General features: G+C 40.4%; 17 protein-coding genes. 11 read left to right on the forward strand and 6 right to left on the reverse strand.

The features are described 5' to 3' along the window. Positions 1 to 127 precede the first annotated feature (127 nt). Positions 128 to 733 (reverse strand): NUDIX hydrolase, encoded by a 606-nt coding sequence (locus B2400_RS05420; protein WP_149526440.1) that lies wholly within the window; start codon positions 731 to 733, stop codon positions 128 to 130. Here B2400_RS05420 and pyrE point away from each other — a divergent pair. Together pyrE and B2400_RS05430 are read left to right on the forward strand one after the other, a co-directional pair. Continuing rightward, complete coding sequence (gene pyrE / locus B2400_RS05425) at positions 732 to 1,379, forward strand: orotate phosphoribosyltransferase (protein ID WP_293931650.1); 648 nt, start codon at positions 732 to 734, stop codon at positions 1,377 to 1,379. The genes B2400_RS05420 and pyrE overlap by 2 nt on opposite strands. 4 nt (positions 1,380 to 1,383) lie before the next feature. Next, positions 1,384 to 1,782: an SRPBCC family protein gene (locus B2400_RS05430; protein ID WP_149526438.1), complete on the forward strand. Its 399-nt coding sequence runs from the start codon at positions 1,384 to 1,386 to the stop codon at positions 1,780 to 1,782. A gap of 76 nt (positions 1,783 to 1,858) precedes the next feature. On the opposite strand, the gene B2400_RS05435 is transcribed toward B2400_RS05430, so the two are convergent. The 4 genes from B2400_RS05435 to B2400_RS05450 all read right to left on the reverse strand — a co-directional run bounded on the left by B2400_RS05435 (position 1,859) and on the right by B2400_RS05450 (position 5,073). Continuing rightward, the gene (locus tag B2400_RS05435; RefSeq protein WP_149526437.1) at positions 1,859 to 2,788 is read right to left on the reverse strand and encodes a transporter; all 930 of its coding nucleotides are present in this window, start codon (positions 2,786 to 2,788) and stop codon (positions 1,859 to 1,861) included. Between the two features lies 1 nt (position 2,789). Next, positions 2,790 to 3,815, reverse strand: a complete 1,026-nt coding sequence (locus B2400_RS05440) for a cytochrome-c peroxidase (protein WP_293931653.1) — start codon at positions 3,813 to 3,815, stop codon at positions 2,790 to 2,792. Continuing rightward, the gene (locus B2400_RS05445) at positions 3,808 to 4,617 is read right to left on the reverse strand and encodes an MbnP family protein (protein ID WP_293931655.1); all 810 of its coding nucleotides are present in this window, start codon (positions 4,615 to 4,617) and stop codon (positions 3,808 to 3,810) included. Before B2400_RS05445 ends, B2400_RS05440 begins: the two co-directional genes overlap by 8 nt. Before the next feature lie 87 nt (positions 4,618 to 4,704). Further along, positions 4,705 to 5,073: a hypothetical protein gene (locus B2400_RS05450; RefSeq protein WP_293931657.1), complete on the reverse strand. Its 369-nt coding sequence runs from the start codon at positions 5,071 to 5,073 to the stop codon at positions 4,705 to 4,707. 143 nt (positions 5,074 to 5,216) lie between these two features. Here B2400_RS05450 and B2400_RS05455 point away from each other — a divergent pair, with 143 nt between their 5' ends. Together B2400_RS05455 and trxB are read left to right on the forward strand one after the other, a co-directional pair. Beyond that, positions 5,217 to 6,146, forward strand: coding sequence for a 3'-5' exonuclease (locus B2400_RS05455; protein ID WP_149526433.1), 930 nt, complete (start codon positions 5,217 to 5,219; stop codon positions 6,144 to 6,146). Between the two features lie 18 nt (positions 6,147 to 6,164). Continuing rightward, complete coding sequence (gene trxB, locus B2400_RS05460; RefSeq protein WP_286651760.1) at positions 6,165 to 7,133, forward strand: thioredoxin-disulfide reductase; 969 nt, start codon at positions 6,165 to 6,167, stop codon at positions 7,131 to 7,133. Positions 7,134 to 7,312: 179 nt separating this feature from the next. Here trxB and B2400_RS05465 read toward each other — a convergent pair whose 3' ends face one another. Further along, positions 7,313 to 8,101, reverse strand: a complete 789-nt coding sequence (locus B2400_RS05465) for a Cof-type HAD-IIB family hydrolase (RefSeq protein WP_286651759.1) — start codon at positions 8,099 to 8,101, stop codon at positions 7,313 to 7,315. Positions 8,102 to 8,157: 56 nt separating this feature from the next. On the opposite strand from B2400_RS05465, the gene B2400_RS05470 reads away from it, so the two are divergent. The 7 genes from B2400_RS05470 (at position 8,158) to B2400_RS05500 (ending at position 15,667) form a co-directional block, all read left to right on the forward strand. Next, positions 8,158 to 9,363 (forward strand): class I SAM-dependent methyltransferase, encoded by a 1,206-nt coding sequence (locus tag B2400_RS05470; RefSeq protein ID WP_286651758.1) that lies wholly within the window; start codon positions 8,158 to 8,160, stop codon positions 9,361 to 9,363. Between the two features lie 125 nt (positions 9,364 to 9,488). Next, positions 9,489 to 11,882, forward strand: a complete 2,394-nt coding sequence (pheT, locus tag B2400_RS05475) for a phenylalanine--tRNA ligase subunit beta (RefSeq protein WP_293931662.1) — start codon at positions 9,489 to 9,491, stop codon at positions 11,880 to 11,882. A 24-nt stretch (positions 11,883 to 11,906) separates the two neighbouring features. Further along, entirely contained in the window at positions 11,907 to 12,215 is a 309-nt protein-coding gene (locus B2400_RS05480) for a hypothetical protein (protein WP_149526428.1), read from the forward strand. A gap of 48 nt (positions 12,216 to 12,263) precedes the next feature. Next, on the forward strand, positions 12,264 to 12,554 hold the full coding sequence (locus B2400_RS05485; RefSeq protein WP_293931665.1) for a cell division protein ZapA: 291 nt from the start codon (positions 12,264 to 12,266) through the stop codon (positions 12,552 to 12,554). 260 nt (positions 12,555 to 12,814) lie between these two features. Continuing rightward, the gene (gene rny / locus B2400_RS05490) at positions 12,815 to 14,374 is read left to right on the forward strand and encodes a ribonuclease Y (RefSeq protein WP_149526426.1); all 1,560 of its coding nucleotides are present in this window, start codon (positions 12,815 to 12,817) and stop codon (positions 14,372 to 14,374) included. A gap of 136 nt (positions 14,375 to 14,510) precedes the next feature. Continuing rightward, a complete protein-coding gene (locus B2400_RS05495) occupies positions 14,511 to 15,041 on the forward strand; it encodes a hypothetical protein (protein WP_293931667.1) in 531 nt (176 codons plus the stop codon). Positions 15,042 to 15,073: 32 nt separating this feature from the next. After that, a complete protein-coding gene (locus B2400_RS05500) occupies positions 15,074 to 15,667 on the forward strand; it encodes a hypothetical protein (protein ID WP_149526424.1) in 594 nt (197 codons plus the stop codon). Positions 15,668 to 15,708: the final 41 nt, after the last annotated feature.

The following is a 15,708-nucleotide window of genomic DNA, read 5'->3' on the forward strand; positions in this document are numbered from 1 at the left end:
CCTGGTTCAAGACAAATTTCCCTTCCTTTTCTGTATCAGAAAAACGTCTAACGTCTAATATCTCACATCTAATATCTAGTCTAGCCCGCCATAGGTCTAAATACTAACTACTAAATACTAACTACTCCTATATTCCCTGTATCACATCCAAAATCAATGGATAGGTATCATTTTTAATTTTGTCGAGGTTTGCTTTTTTGACCCAGATTGCTTGGTCGATATCTTCTTCGAGTTGAGGGGTTAGTTTAGGGATTTTGTTGACGCCCATTTCGTACCATTTTGTTTGTTTCAGTACGAATTTGCCGCGCATGGTGTAGCAATGGTAGGTTGTTTCAATTTTTTTGCCTAGGTAGTTTATTTTGATGCCGCATTCCTCTTCCACTTCGCGGAGTGCAGCCTCTTTCATTTTTTCATCTTCTTCGACTTTTCCTTTCGGCAGGTCCCATTTGCCGAGTCTATGGATAAAAAGGTATTGGCCTTCGCCATTTTTTACAAGTCCTCCTGCAGCTTTGATGATTCGAATATTGGCAATAAACGATTTAAATACTTTTTCAATATTGGGCTGTATGTGTAGATAGATGTTTTTTTCAGCCTTGTTTAGCGATTGGTTAAAAAGTTTTTCTAAATCAATGTCTTGTAAACCAATCGTTTGAATGTTGCCTTTGATTTTTGGGGCAAAATCTGCAAAAATTAACAGAGATTGGTTCATATAAATTTTATAAATTTGTGCCATGAATTATTTAAATGAGGTTGAACAAAAAGTTGCAGAATCCTTATTGCAAATTAAAGCAATAAAATTACAACCTAAAAGTCCTTTTACATGGGCATCGGGATGGAAGTCTCCAATTTATTGTGATAACCGTGTAGCTTTATCACATCCATCGATTCGTACGTACATTCGTCAAAAGCTATCACAATTGATTCAAGAAGAATTTGGATCAGTGGATATGATTTCGGGTGTAGCGACGGCAGGTATTCCTCAAGGGGTATTGGTTGCACAAGATTTAGGTTTACCTTTCTCTTACGTGCGTAGCAATGCTAAGGATCATGGTCGTCAGAACATGATTGAAGGAGAAGTGATCAGCGGACAACGTGTTGTCGTAATCGAAGATTTAGTTTCTACGGGTAAGAGTAGCTTAATCGCCGTTAAAGCATTGCGTGAAGCAGGTTGCAACGTCGTTGGTTTAGTTTCTATTTTTACTTATGGCTTTGATGAAGCTCGCAAGAACTTTGAAGAAGCAAAATGTACATTCCATAGCTTATGTAATTATGATGCCTTAGTACGTGTAGCTGCATCAAATAGTTACATTATGGAGTCTGATATCGAATTATTAGAAAAATGGCGACAAGATCCAGCAAACTGGAGCCCTGAAGTTTAAGCTTATGACAGTTATACAGAATTCTACACTTATTGGTAAACCTGTCGAGGAGGTTTATAATTTCCTTGCAGATTTAAATAATCATGAGCAATTGATGCCCGAGAATATTTATAATTGGGAGTCAACTGCAGACGAGGCTAGATTTACCATCAAGAACATGGCAAAATTAGCTTTGCGCATCAGCCAACGTATCGAAAATAAAGAGTTGGTAAGTGTTCCTTCTGAGGAAGCGCCATTTGCTATTACTTTGCGTTGGAAGGTAGAGCCAGCATCAGAAACAACGACAACTGCGACCTTCGTTATTGAAGCGGAGTTGAATATGATGATGAAAATGATGGCATCAGGTCCTTTACAGAAATTAGTGGATCACCAAGTAAGTAAATTAAAAGAAGTTTTAGGTTAGTTCTTAAAATATTCATGATACGGAAAAAGCAGCTCAACGAGCTGCTTTTTTTTTGGAATTTAAATTACATCCTTCCTTAGAATGAAAATGACACGTGAGTTAGCAGTCGATTTCCTGCGTCAATTCTTCCTCTGCCGAGTTCTTGCTGAATCGGTGTTTGGAAGGATGCTCCAACGGATATCCTATTGAAATTTGCCTCTAACCCCATAGAAGCGTTCAGGATATGTCCGCCAGTTTCTTCCACCTTAAAACCCATTGCATGGTCTTTTTGTTGGCTTTCGAATGATATACCTGCATAGGGAGCGAGTCGGCTATTCGCGCCCAAGGCTATTTTATAATATGCGGATGCATTTGCTGCGATTTTATTCCCATAGCGGTAATCATCCTTATTCTCTGTATTTATTTTGTAACTAGCATTCGCATTGATGCCGAAGTCCTGAATGCGGACATCATACATCAGACTAGGTATAAAATCTAGACTCCCTGTTCCCAGTTGGAACATATTGGGATTTGTCGCCGTTGCATTTTGCTGTTCGGCGACGTCGTACGCTCCGGTTGGGAGTTTCACACCCATCCCAACCCAAAGCGATTGTACGACTAATTTATTATTCGCCGTCGGATTCGATTGATCGAATAGTTTGTAGTATCCGTTTAGCGTGATATCACCAATTCCATTCTTTTTTCTTAATAGATCGCTGCCTTCGGTGTATTTTTCGTTGAAATTATAGGGTACAAGGGCAAGCACGCGCCATTTCTGTCCAATGTTCCAAGCGCCCCACAGTTCCATCGTTTGGTACTTCTCATCGGTAGAAAGTGCAGTTCGATTTCCGTTGATATCCAATTGTGTCGTGAGTCTGTTAAATTGATAGCGCAGTCCGACAAAGCGTTTGGTAAAGTCGGGGAGGAGTCCTATATAGTTTCCGCCGACACCACAGCCACAGATATCGCAAGCCTGGCTAGATTGGAAGGCTATAATTAAGCTAAGTGTTATTAAGAGTTTCTTCATTTTATTCTTGGAATAATGGGTTTTTAACAAAAGTTTCATCGTTGAGCGTAGTTAGGAATGCAAGCAGTTGCACCACTTCGGTGTCGCTCAAGTCAATACCTCCAGTATTTTTCAGTAGCGGGTCAAGATTAGGTGTTTGTTGCACCTCGCGTCTGTAATGGTTGATAACCGCCTGTAGATTCCTGAATCTTCCGTCGTGCATATAGGGTTCGGTGTAAGCTAGATTTCGGAGGCTTGGCACCTTAAACTTCAGCTTATCGTTTTCCAACTGCGATATTTCGAAACGCCCTTGGTCTTTAGCAGGGTTGATTCCAATTCCATTATCGCGGTATGATCCATCGGTAAACAGTGGTTCGGTATGACAGGAGTTGCATTTAGATTTGAAGATCATGTAGCCTGCCTGTTCTTCAGCGGTAAACAGCGCCTCCTTGCGTATTACTTTGTCGTATTTAGATTGATCCGATACAAGCATCAGCATAAATTGCGATAGCGCCTTCAGCATATTGCCGCTGCTGATCTCGGGGCTGCCGAAAGCTTTTTCGAAAAGACCGCGATACTCCGCAGAATTGTTCAATTTCTTTAAAACATTGGGCAGCTTTTCATCCATCTCGACCACATTTTCTATCGGCGCCACGGAAAATAGATCCAAATCAAATACTCCTCCATCCCAAAAGAATGATTTGGACCAGGCCAAATTGACTATGGACATACTGTTCCTAATCCCCAGTCTATCGTCAATCCCGTGGCTGACGTCGTGACCATGATGGGTGAAAGCATTAGCAGGGATATGACAACTACCACAAGAAATAGTATTATCCCTAGATAAGATGGGGTCATAAAATAGTTTTTTGCCGAGTTCAAACTTCTCTTTACTGATTGGATTCCCGGGAAAATTGTAAACAGGTTCTGGGAAATGCGCAGGCTTAACGAATGCAATGATGGTTTCGTCAATAAGATCATCCGCCTTTTGACAGGCGAGGATGATCGATAGAATAAATCCCATAACCAGCAGACTGGTCTTATTCATTACTTAATTTCTGAAAGTTGTGCGTATGGTCGTGTGTAAACATCGTAGCGTAGTTTGCCGCGATCAGATCGTTAGGCCCTGCTACCATCACGGTGCTGTTCTGAGCAATGCTAATTTTGTTGTCGGCGTCGAATACTTTTCCCAAGTCGACCATTAAGTGTATATCCGAGCTTAAGTTTTCTTTGACTTCTGCGGCGCCGGCCTTTGTCAGATCGATTTTAATTATCTTTATATTGTTCTTGGTAGGCTTGTCATAGCCACCAAAAAGACCGATATGGTAGCGGAATTTTTTGTCGGTGCTGGTTGATGCTGGCGATGTGCCCTCCATTTTAAAGAAGATATACCCGCTGTTCCAACTCCAATACATACCATGTTTAGCGATATCCAAAGCGCCGGTACGATCTTCAACGGGTAGAGTATTGGTGATGCTGTCTACGCCTAAAACGAACTCTAGTTTAGTGTATTTGCCTTCTGGAATATTGAACTTCGGAAATAAGGACGCTTTCTCCGCTGCGTCGATTAAGAAATACGATTCTTTTTTAGGCAAAGCATATTCTTCACCTTTCTCATTGGTCAGTTTAATATTGCTGACATAATATTTGAGCAGTTCGACATTAAACTGTTCATTGCTGTTGTTGCTATAAGTGTAATCGTTCAACACAAGGGACTTTCCACCGACGATATGGTCGAATTTAAGCTTTACCTGACCGTTTTTGTTGTTTTCGAAATTGATGTCATCTTTAGAGCAAGAGAATAAACTGGCAACAAGCAATAGGCTAGCCAATAGGAATTTAATATTCATGGTACTGTTTAACTGAATGTAAATGATAAAATAATAAGGGCAATAGTTTTTTTAACTATGGCCAAAGGGATGTTATTGAGGTTTCAGTTAAACGAGGGGTGGGCGCAATAGATTCGTTGAGATATCTTTTGGATTCATGTTAGACTGAAATAATGCATAGTCTAATTGGATGAATTTCGGATATACCGGAGATTGGAATGAGAATACAAAGTCTTGTTGGGTAAAAGCTTCGTGGAAATTCAATTTAAAGTTTTGTTGTTCCTGTTCCTGCTGTGCTTTTAGCTTTTTGGCAAGATAACATTGTCCATGACAGGAGTTGTTTTCCATATTGCGTTGTATACAGAGATACTTTTCAATATAGTTTTGGTTGTAGTAGAAGGATGCTGATATCAAGAGTGTCATATTGCTTTGCAAAAGCATTATGGGAATCATCAGATATAGCAGCAGCCTCTTCATTTTGCTTGCAAATCTAATTGTTAAGTTTCGTAAGTAAAAATTTTACATTGAATTAATTTAGTAAAATGAAACGATTCGAAATCTAATAGAATAGTTTTTGTACTTTTGTACAGTTTGCAAAAAATCATAAATCTACAAAGAACATGGAATTGAACCTAAAGCGCCCGTTGGCCTTTTTTGATTTAGAAACAACGGGAGTCAATGTTTCATCGGATAAAATTGTTGAGGTGTCTATTTTGAAGGTGTCACCGGGTGGTCAGGAAGAAACTTTAACATTACGTATAAATCCGGAAATGCCGATTCCAGCGGAGTCTTCTATGTTTCATGGAATTTATGACGAGGATGTAAAAGACCTAGCTCCGTTTCGCGAGCGTGCTGCAGAGATTGCGGCATTTATTGGCGACGCCGATTTGGCGGGATATAATTCTAATAAATTCGATGTACCGATGTTGATGGAGGAATTCCTGCGTGCAGGTATTCCCTTTACGTTGACAGGCCGCGCATTTGTGGATGTGCAGAATATTTTCCATCAAATGGAGCAGCGTACATTGAAGGCTGCGTATAAATTCTACTGCGGTGAGACCTTAGAAAATGCTCATAATGCTGAGGCAGATGTTCGTGCGACCTATGATGTATTAAAGGCACAATTAGCGAAATACGAAGGCGCTGATTTTGAAGATAAACATGGCAATGTAAGCAAGCCCGTTGTTAATGATGTGCAGGCTTTACATGCTTTCACTAATTTGAGCAAGCCGGTAGACTTTGCCGGACGTATCGTATATGATGAGGATGGCGACCCGTCGATCAATTTCGGGAAACACAAAGGCAAGAAGGTTACTGATGTTTTTGAAGTGGAGCCAAGTTACTATGCGTGGATGCAAAATGGTGATTTTCCATTGTACACGAAACAAGTTTTAGAAGAAATCTGGACCAATTATAAAAATACAAAGAAGGCTGCGAAGCCTGCTGTTTCCACGGAGAAGGGGGAGTTCAAACGCCCCGTGAAGCGTGAAGAGCCCAAACCAATTACGTCGGATATGCTGGCGCAATTGCAAGGGAAATTTAAGAAGTAGAAGATATAAATAAAGATTATGAATAATACAGAACAAGAAGTAGAACACGTAGGCTGCCTGATTATTGGTTCAGGTCCTGCAGGTTATACTGCAGCAATTTACGCTGCACGCGCGGATTTAAAACCTGTAGTTTACACAGGAATGGTACCGGGTGGACAATTAACACAAACAACTGAAGTTGATAACTTCCCAGGTTACCCAAAAGGAATTACCGGGCCGGTTATGATGGAGGATTTACGTGCGCAAGCGGAGCGTTTCGGTACGTCAGTACGTTTTGGCTATGCGACAAAAGTAGACTTTTCTATCGATGGCGGTATTCATACCGTAGAGATCGATGGAATCAAAACACTTACTGCTGATACTGTGATTATCGCTACTGGTGCAACAGCGAAATGGTTAGGCTTAGATTCGGAGCAAAAATATAATGGTTTTGGTGTATCTGCATGTGCGGTATGTGATGGATTTTTCTTCAAGAATCAAGATGTCGCTATCGTAGGTGCTGGCGATACTGCTGCTGAGGAGGCAACTTACCTAGCAAAACTTTGTAATAAAGTTTATATGTTGGTGCGCAGAGATGAGTTCCGTGCTTCTAAAGCAATGGTTCATCGTGTCATGAATACGCCAAATATCGAAGTATTATACAATACAGAAGCGCAAGAAATTTTAGGTGACGGACAGGTAGTAACCGGATTACGCGTGATCAATAACCAAACGAAAGCACTTACTGATTTAGATATTACGGGATTTTTCGTAGCTATCGGTCATAAACCGAATACGGAATTGTTCCAAGGAATATTGGATATGGACGAGACAGGTTACTTGATCACAAAACCTGATAGCACAGCAACGAATATCCCTGGGGTTTTTGCTTGTGGTGATGTGCAGGACCATATCTTCCGCCAAGCGATTACTGCTGCCGGAACCGGCTGTATGGCTGCTCTGGAGGCAGAACGTTATCTTGTTGCTAAAGAAGATATCGTAGTATAAAAAAACTCACATTTTGAGAAAAAAACTAAAGGGGCTGATTCACATCGGCCCCTTTTCAGTAAAAGTAATCCAAACTATAGATATAATCTAAGTTCTTCTATTCAAAAATATGGTATCAGCGGCGAACTCTATATACCTAGCAAAAGGTATATTTGAGGTCGTTTTAACCGATTTTGATACTAAATCACGCCAAATTTCTTTAATGCATTCCAAATGCCATTGTCATCGACTTCATTCGTCGTATAATCGGCAATTGCCTTAACCTCCGGATTTGCATTTCCCATCGCAACGCCAACTTTCACATGCTGGAGCATGCTGATATCATTTCCACCATCACCAAAAGCCATAGTATGTTCGATATCAATTCCGAAATGCTTACAGAAAATATCAATTCCGACTTTCTTACTCAATCCTTTCGGATTTACGTCGGCAAAAAGCGGTGTCCATCGGGAAGCTAAAGAGTTCGGCATGACCGAGTTCATGAATTCTTCTTCCTCATCTGGTCCTAAAAATATGTTGGTTTGCAAAATACTGCTGGTATCTACTAAATCCATATCCACCAGTTTGGGAACGGGAAGATTCAAGTGAGCATACATCCCCGCGATCTCGGGTGTCACGTCGTGAATGGTTATTTCTTGCTCCGACATGAAAGAAAAGCTCAGTGGCTTCTGCTTTGCATAGTCCATCACCGATTGGATATCTTCCTTGTCGATTGCTTTCCGGAATAAGACTTCATTTGTGTTGGTTAGGCAATATCCGCCGTTGAACGTGATAAATCCATCAAAATCTAGAAATTTCACATGGTCGATGCTATTGATTGATCTGCCGGTAGAAAGAATTGTTTTAATGCCTTTGCTTTGTAGTTCCTTAATTGCTTCAACCGTAGATTCTGGGACTTTGTGTGTTTTAAAGCTGATTAATGTACCGTCGATATCAAAGAAGACGGCTTTAACAATTGGGTTTTGCATATACAAAGGTACGTTTTAGGCTGATGATTCCTATCTTTGTTTCAAATTCTTAAGACATGGCAATATACCAAGATTTCATCGAGCTATTAAAACGAAGTATAAAAGATAAAACATTAGTTAAGCTTACGTTGAGTAACTATAAGGGTCAAGAAGCGGGTTTGAAGAATCTGTATGTGAAGCTTGTAGAAATTAAACGTGAGTTGAAAATGTCCTTTGTCTATCGTTATCAGACTCGTGATATCACCAAGAATTATAGCCTTCGTGATGGCTTTGACGTATTGGTCGAGGCTGTGCATTTTAAGGGATTCCGTTCGGTGGTCTTGCAGACTATTGACGAGCAGTTGGACATGCAGATGAATAAGAAAGCGGAATGGACGGGTTTTAGAAGAGCGTCTTCTAATGCTGTTGAGGTAGATTTAAAACACGATAAGCAGAAGGAGCGCAGACTTCAAGATTCATCGAAATCCTATTTGCAGGATTTGAAGCTTACTGATGCTAATGGTCAGGTATATAAAAATGCGCAGGATAAATGGAAGCAGATTAACCATTATATAGAGATATTGAGTGGTTCGCTGGCCAACCTTCCAAAAGAGCGTAACTTACGCATTGTTGATATGGGTGCCGGTAAGGGTTATTTGACCTTTGCCCTATATGATTATCTGCACTCGGAACTGAAACATGATGTTTCGGTGGTGGGTGTAGAGTTTAGGCAGGATCTGGTTGAGCTATGCAATACAATTGCGGAGCGCGCAGGATTCAACCAATTACACTTTGAAGAAGGAACCATCGAGAACTATACGTCCGAGACGAATATGGATGTTCTCATAGCCCTACATGCTTGTGATACGGCAACAGACGATGCGATCTATAAAGGGATTAAAGACGAGGCTTCGCTGATTGTTGTGGCACCTTGTTGCCACAAGCAGGTACGCCGTTCTTTGGAGCGCATTAAAGCGAAGAATGATTTGGACTTTATGACCCAATATGGGATTTTCATGGAGCGTCATGCGGAAATGCTTACAGATAGTATTCGCGCATTGATTCTGAACTATTATGGTTATGACACGAAGGTTATGCAATTTGTCTCGGATCAGCATACCCCTAAGAATGTGATGATTGTTGCAGAGAAGAAGGGTGTTTCTGTTGATCGACAGCAGGAAATACTGGCGAAATTAGCAAGCCTGAAAAGCTATTATGGCCTAGACTACCAGCATTTAGAGCGCTTGTGCGAATTAGATGTTTTGGCGAGTAAGGCTGTCTGATTTTTTTTGACTCCGAATAATCTATAAAAACAACAATAAACGGCTATTTAGCTACAAGATTGTAGTGATTTTAGCCCTTGTTTTCGGCACAAAGTCCTATCTTTGTGCTTTGCAAAAACGATACGATGAGAATTTCATATAATTGGTTAAAGAATTTTATACAAATCGATAAAACCCCTGAAGAATTATCGTTAATCCTGACCGACATTGGGTTAGAGGTTGAATCTTTAGAGGTAGAACAAAGTATTCCAGGCGGCTTAGAAGGTTTAGTAGTGGGCGAGGTGTTGACATGTGAACAACATCCGAACGCTGACAAACTTAAAGTTACAACGGTTACTATCGGTTCTGGCGAGCCTTTGCATATTGTTTGTGGTGCTCCGAATGTTAGAACAGGGTTGAAAGTTATTGTCGCTCCGGTAGGAACGACTTGTCACCCTACTAACGGTGAACCTTTTAAAATTACGAAATCGAAGATTCGTGGTGAAGTTTCTGAAGGGATGCTTTGTGGCGAGGATGAAATTGGCTTAGGCAGTTCACATGCGGGTATCGTTGAGTTAGCGGAGGATGCGGTTGTAGGTTCTTTGGTTAAATCATACTTCAACATGGAAGATGATTTTGCTTATGAAATAGGGTTGACTCCAAACCGTGCGGATGCTGCTTCGCATTTAGGTGTCGCTCGTGATCTTGCTGCTTATTTCAAGATTCCGGTAAATGCAGTGGAGGTAGATGATGTTGTTGCCGGATCGGTTGCAGGTACTTCAGTGCGTGTTGACTCTTATGCGGATGCTCCACGTTATGCTGGTGTTAATATCACAGGTATTAAAGTCGCTGAATCACCGGAATGGTTAAAGAATAAATTAAGTGCAATTGGCGTTCGTTCGATCAATAATATTGTCGACGTAACGAATTATATTTTACATGATTTAGGTCAACCTTTACATGCGTTTGATGCGGATAAGATTGCTGGTAATCAGGTTATTGTTCGTAAGGCTGTTGAAGGTGAAGTCTTTGTTACCTTGGATGCTGTTGAGCGTAAGCTTTCAGCGGACGATTTAGTAATTGCTGATGCTGAAAAACCGATGTGTATCGCGGGTGTGTTTGGTGGTGCGGAGTCTGGAGTAACGGAGGAGACGACTTCTATTTTCTTAGAATCGGCGTACTTTAATCCGGTAAGCGTTCGTAAGACTTCGAAGCGTCATGCATTGAAAACAGATTCATCCTTCCGTTTCGAACGTGGTGTGAATCCGGATATCACTGTTGTAGCATTGAAAAAAGCAGCGAAATTAATCGCTGAGGTTTCTGGCGGGCAGATTTCTTCGACTATCGTCGATCTTTATCCGGAGCCGATTCAACCATTTGAATTTCCTGTTACTTATAAAAATATCCAAAGGGTAATTGGGAAGGCGATTCCTGCGGAAACCATTCGTGACATCATTGTCAATTTAGGAATAGGAATCAAGAATGAAACAACAGAAGGCTTTGATGTTGTCGTGCCGCCTTATAAGGTGGATGTGACAAGAGAGGTCGACGTTGTTGAGGAAGTGTTGCGTATTTACGGATATAACAATATCGAGTTGAATACACAAATTAAGGCTTCACTTAATACTTCAGAAAAGCCTGATAGAGAGGTTGTTCTAAATCAGATTGCTGATTTATTAATTAGCAATGGATACCGCGAGATCCTTTCGAACTCATTGACCAAGTCTGAGTATATGGAGAACCCGGAAACAGCGGTTAAGTCGTTGAATCCATTGAGCAGTGACTTAGACTGTATGCGTCAGAATCTGTTGTTTTCATCGTTGACAGCCATTGGTTATAACCAAAAGCGTAAGAATGGCGACCTTAAGCTATTCGAGCTTGGCAAGTCGTATAATACCGATGGCGATTGGTATGCAGAGAAGCAATTGTTGTCTTTGGCGATCGCTGGTAAGAACGAGCCTGAGCAGTGGAATACGAAATCGGATGCCGTGAGTTTTTACAACATCAAATCGGCTGTAGATGCGATTATCAAGCGTTTAAAGATTGAGGGAATCCGCGTTGAAGATTACGAAGGAACGTATTTTGATTTTGGATTGACTTATCGCAAAGGGGAGAAGGCTTTGGTTTCCTTTGGTGCCGTAGCGAAAGCGAACCTTAAAAAGGCAGACGTTGATGGTGCTGTTTTCTTTGCTCAGTTCGATTGGGACTTGTTGTTGAAGGTGATCAAGAAGAACAAAATTACATACAAAGAGGTTTCAAAATTCCCTTCTGTGCGTCGCGATTTAGCTCTATTATTGGATGAGGCTGTAAGTTTTGAGCAGTTGCGTTTAATCGCAAATAGAACGGAAAAAAAGCTCTTAAAAGAGGTTGGTATTTTTGATGTTTACAAAGGTGATAAGTTGCCTGAAGGCAAGAAATCCTATGCTTTAAGCTTTGTTTTGCAGGACGAGGATAAAACTTTGACCGATAAACAAATTGATGGCATAATTCAAAAATTAATTATTAACTTTGAGAAAGAGGTTGGCGCATCGGTGCGCTAATTCACATTAAATTGCGAAATATATATGGCGTCATTATCTTCCCAAATGAATATTATCGTTGAGAAAACGAAAAATCTAATTCAATTGTGTGAAGCCTTGCAAGAAGAAAACGACTTATTGAAATTAGAAGTTCAATCTTTGCAAGTGGCGTTCGATACGAGTTCTGATAAGGTTAAACAGCTGGAAGAGAAAGTGAAAGCTTTAGCTGTAGCTAAAACATTGGATGATTCATCGGTCGATAAAGAAGCCATAAATGAAAAAATACTTGACACAAAACAAAAAATTAACGATTTTGTGCGAGAAATAGACAAATGTATAAGTCTTTTGAAGTAGAGGAAGAGGTTTAGGTTAGGACTTGTTACGTTTTTAAGCTCAAGAAACATGGGAGAAATTTCCATAAAAATAAATATCGCTGATCGAGTATATCCACTTCGCGTTGAAACGGAAGAGGAGGAAGTTATTCGTTATGCAGCGAAGTTAATAAACGAAAAAATAAAAGAATTGCAAGATAATTATGCAGTTCGTGATAAGCAGGATTTATTGTCTATGTGTGTATTGCAATATGCTACAGGGATGATTAAAGCTGAGAAAAATGCACAGAGCCAAGACTCTGGTATTGAAAATGCGGTTCATGAGTTGGGTGATATGTTGACAAGTTTCTTTTCAAAATAAAACGTTTCCGTTCTTACATTTAGAGCTTATAACGACGAATTTGCCGCAATTAAATTCGGGTTGTCACTATTTTAAACTTAACGCTTCAATATCACGAGCAATATACAGATGAAGGCCATTTTGCGAAAGCCACCTAGGTCATGATCAAACGCTCAAATCATGTGTAATCGAAGTTTAATAATATTAGATACCTGATAATTTAATTGCGGTTTTTTTTTGGAAAAAATCGCTATTACATTAACATATATAAATCATAAAAAATGGAGATATCAACCACTATATCAATAATAATATCACTTGTTGTGGGTGTGTTTATTGGACGATATTTGTTGCAGATGCTTTTCAAAAAACAGGAGCAAACTGCTCATGAAAAGGCAGCACAAATTATCAAAGATGCAGAACAACAAGCTGAGCATAACAAAAAGCAACGTCAGCTAGAAGCAAAAGAGAAGTTTTTGCAATTGAAGGCTGAGCATGAGAAAGAAGTAAGCCAGCGTAATAATACAGTCGCTCAGAAAGAGAATACGATTCGCCAAAAGGAACAGTCATTGAACCAGAAATTGGAGAATTTGAACCGTGAGAAGCAGGATTTAGATAATAAATCAAAGAAGCTTGATCAGTTGGTTGAATTGAACGAAAAGAAAAAAGAAGAAGTTGAGCAATTAAAAGGTCAACACATTAAGCAATTGGAAAGTATTGCTGGTCTTTCTGCTGACGAAGCGAAAGAGCAGTTGGTTAACTCTTTACGCGAGGAAGCACGTTCGCAAGCGATTATCCAGATCAAGGATATTGTGGATGAGGCTAAATTAACCGCTTCTAAAGAAGCAAAGAAGGTAGTAATCCAAACTATCCAGCGTACAGCGACAGAAGCTGCAATCGAGAATACAGTATCTATTTTCAATATTGAGAACGACGAGATCAAAGGTCGTATCATTGGTCGCGAAGGACGTAACATCCGCGCGCTAGAGGCTGCTACCGGTGTGGAGATTATCGTTGATGATACACCTGAGGCTATTATCTTATCTGGCTTCGACCCGGTACGTCGTGAAATTGCTCGTTTATCATTACATAGATTAGTAACGGATGGTCGTATCCACCCCGCACGTATTGAAGAGGTAGTGGCGAAGACTCGTACGCAGATTGAAGATGAGATTGTGGAAATCGGGGAGCGTACAGTGATTGACTTGGGTATTCACGGCTTACATCCGGAATTAATCCGTATGGTAGGTAGAATGCGCTATCGTTCGTCTTATGGACAGAACCTATTACAGCACTCTCGTGAGGTTGCTAACTTCGCAGCTACTATGGCATCTGAGTTAGGATTGAATGTTAAACATGCTAAACGTGCTGGCTTATTGCACGATATCGGTAAAGTGCCCGATGATAATCCGGAATTGCCTCACGCGATTTTAGGTATGCAATTGGCTGAGAAATATAAAGAGCATCCTGATGTGTGTAATGCTATTGGTGCTCACCACGACGAGATCGAGATGACATCGATGATTTCTCCGATTGTACAGGCGTGTGATGCTATTTCAGGTGCTCGTCCTGGAGCTCGCCGCGAAGTGGTGGAAAGTTACATCAAAAGATTGAAAGAGCTAGAAGATTTAGCACTTTCTTATCCGGGTGTTGAGAAAACATTTGCTATTCAAGCAGGACGTGAGCTTCGCGTTGTGGTTGAGAGTGAGAAAGTTTCTGATGCACAAGCTGAGATTTTAGCTGCGGATATTTCAAACAGAATTCAGACCGAGATGACTTATCCTGGTCAGATTAAAGTAACTGTTATTCGTGAGACACGTTCTGTGTCTTATGCAAAATAGATTTTTATTTGAATTTTTGAGAGGGCTGTCAGTTTTAATGACGGCCCTTTTTTGTGTTCTACAGCTTTCTGTTCAATAAATAGTCATAATTTGACCTTCGGTGAATTATGTTTATTTTAATCCTTATTTTTGCCGCATGAAAAAGCAGGCCAAACAAGCGAACAAAGCACCACAGTTTAACCGTCCGGTAGAGAAATATTTTTATGAGCTCGACCAATCCTATGGAAATTCGAATATAACAGCGCTCAGCATAGGTCTTACTCTAGCGTTCTTTGGTATCATGGGATTAATCTGGATGATACCGTTTCCACAGTTTGATTTTCTAGTTAAGATGAATGCTCATACCTTTTTGAATTGGGGATCCTTTTTTATTGCTATCGTTGTGTACTGCTATTTGAAATTAGCTCCTACTTTGTCCTACGCGGTCTTATTCTGCATTGGGATTATGAGTTTTTTCATTGTGCAACTGGAGTATGTTGAACGCGATGGCGGTCCTTCAGTTGTATTGGTTTGTTCGATCATCGCGGTAATAGGACTGCTGATTATGTTCTTGGCGGGCAATAAGAATAAGGATAATAAGGACGCTAGTTCGTTTATTAAGTTATTGGCAATAGGACCGGTTTGGTTATGGTCTAAATTGTTTGACAAATTGAAATGGAAATACTAGGATTATTTCTATTTTAGGGTATAAATTTACATATGAGGGACCTCAAATACCCAATACACTTTAAGTTTCGAGTTACGACACTGTCGAACGACTTTGAAGCGACGGACGGCGATGGCAACACTATCTACTACGTTCGGGAGAAGATTTTCAAATGGCGTGACCATATTACGGTCTATCGTGATCGGTCGAAGAGCGAGATGTTGTATGAGTTTATCTCCAATAAGCTCATAGATTTTCAGCAGACATTTACGATCTATGATCACGACAAACGCGTGATAGGTAAAGTGCGGAGAAAGACTATCAAATCGCTGTGGCGTTCCACCTTTAATTTAATCGATGAAGCCGATAAACACGATCATACGATTACGGAAAAGAATCCATGGACAAAGTTTTGGGACGGTCTGTTTGGTGAACTTCCTATCATAGGAATGTTATCGGGATATGTTTTCAATCCTTCTTATATTCTTAAGAACGAAATTGGGGAGCCGATGTTCGAGATTCGTAAGGAGCCTTCCTTTTTCGGAAGGAAATTTACAGTTTATAAGCAGACTACTAAAGATATTGATGACGAGCGGTTTGTGTTGAGCCTGATGTTGATGGTGATGACAGAACGTACTAACGGATAAAAAAAGAGGCTGATTTTTTCGAGGGCACTGAAAAAGTCCCC

This window comes from Sphingobacterium sp. UBA6645, assembly GCF_002455685.1.
Taxonomy (GTDB): domain Bacteria; phylum Bacteroidota; class Bacteroidia; order Sphingobacteriales; family Sphingobacteriaceae; genus Sphingobacterium; species Sphingobacterium hotanense.

Coding starts and splice junctions, on each gene's coding strand:
- trxB (WP_286651760.1), top strand. CDS start 6,165: ATGAATAATACAGAACAAGAAGTAGAACACGTAGGCTGCCTGATTATT.
- B2400_RS05480 (WP_149526428.1), top strand. CDS start 11,907: ATGGCGTCATTATCTTCCCAAATGAATATTATCGTTGAGAAAACGAAA.
- B2400_RS05470 (WP_286651758.1), top strand. CDS start 8,158: ATGGCAATATACCAAGATTTCATCGAGCTATTAAAACGAAGTATAAAA.
- B2400_RS05420 (WP_149526440.1), bottom strand. CDS start 733: ATGGCACAAATTTATAAAATTTATATGAACCAATCTCTGTTAATTTTT.
- B2400_RS05435 (WP_149526437.1), bottom strand. CDS start 2,788: ATGAAGAAACTCTTAATAACACTTAGCTTAATTATAGCCTTCCAATCT.
- B2400_RS05485 (WP_293931665.1), top strand. CDS start 12,264: ATGGGAGAAATTTCCATAAAAATAAATATCGCTGATCGAGTATATCCA.
- B2400_RS05465 (WP_286651759.1), bottom strand. CDS start 8,101: ATGCAAAACCCAATTGTTAAAGCCGTCTTCTTTGATATCGACGGTACA.
- B2400_RS05500 (WP_149526424.1), top strand. CDS start 15,074: ATGAGGGACCTCAAATACCCAATACACTTTAAGTTTCGAGTTACGACA.
- rny (WP_149526426.1), top strand. CDS start 12,815: ATGGAGATATCAACCACTATATCAATAATAATATCACTTGTTGTGGGT.
- B2400_RS05430 (WP_149526438.1), top strand. CDS start 1,384: ATGACAGTTATACAGAATTCTACACTTATTGGTAAACCTGTCGAGGAG.
- B2400_RS05445 (WP_293931655.1), bottom strand. CDS start 4,617: ATGAATATTAAATTCCTATTGGCTAGCCTATTGCTTGTTGCCAGTTTA.
- pyrE (WP_293931650.1), top strand. CDS start 732: ATGAATTATTTAAATGAGGTTGAACAAAAAGTTGCAGAATCCTTATTG.
- B2400_RS05455 (WP_149526433.1), top strand. CDS start 5,217: ATGGAATTGAACCTAAAGCGCCCGTTGGCCTTTTTTGATTTAGAAACA.
- B2400_RS05440 (WP_293931653.1), bottom strand. CDS start 3,815: ATGAATAAGACCAGTCTGCTGGTTATGGGATTTATTCTATCGATCATC.
- B2400_RS05495 (WP_293931667.1), top strand. CDS start 14,511: ATGAAAAAGCAGGCCAAACAAGCGAACAAAGCACCACAGTTTAACCGT.
- B2400_RS05450 (WP_293931657.1), bottom strand. CDS start 5,073: ATGAAGAGGCTGCTGCTATATCTGATGATTCCCATAATGCTTTTGCAA.
- pheT (WP_293931662.1), top strand. CDS start 9,489: ATGAGAATTTCATATAATTGGTTAAAGAATTTTATACAAATCGATAAA.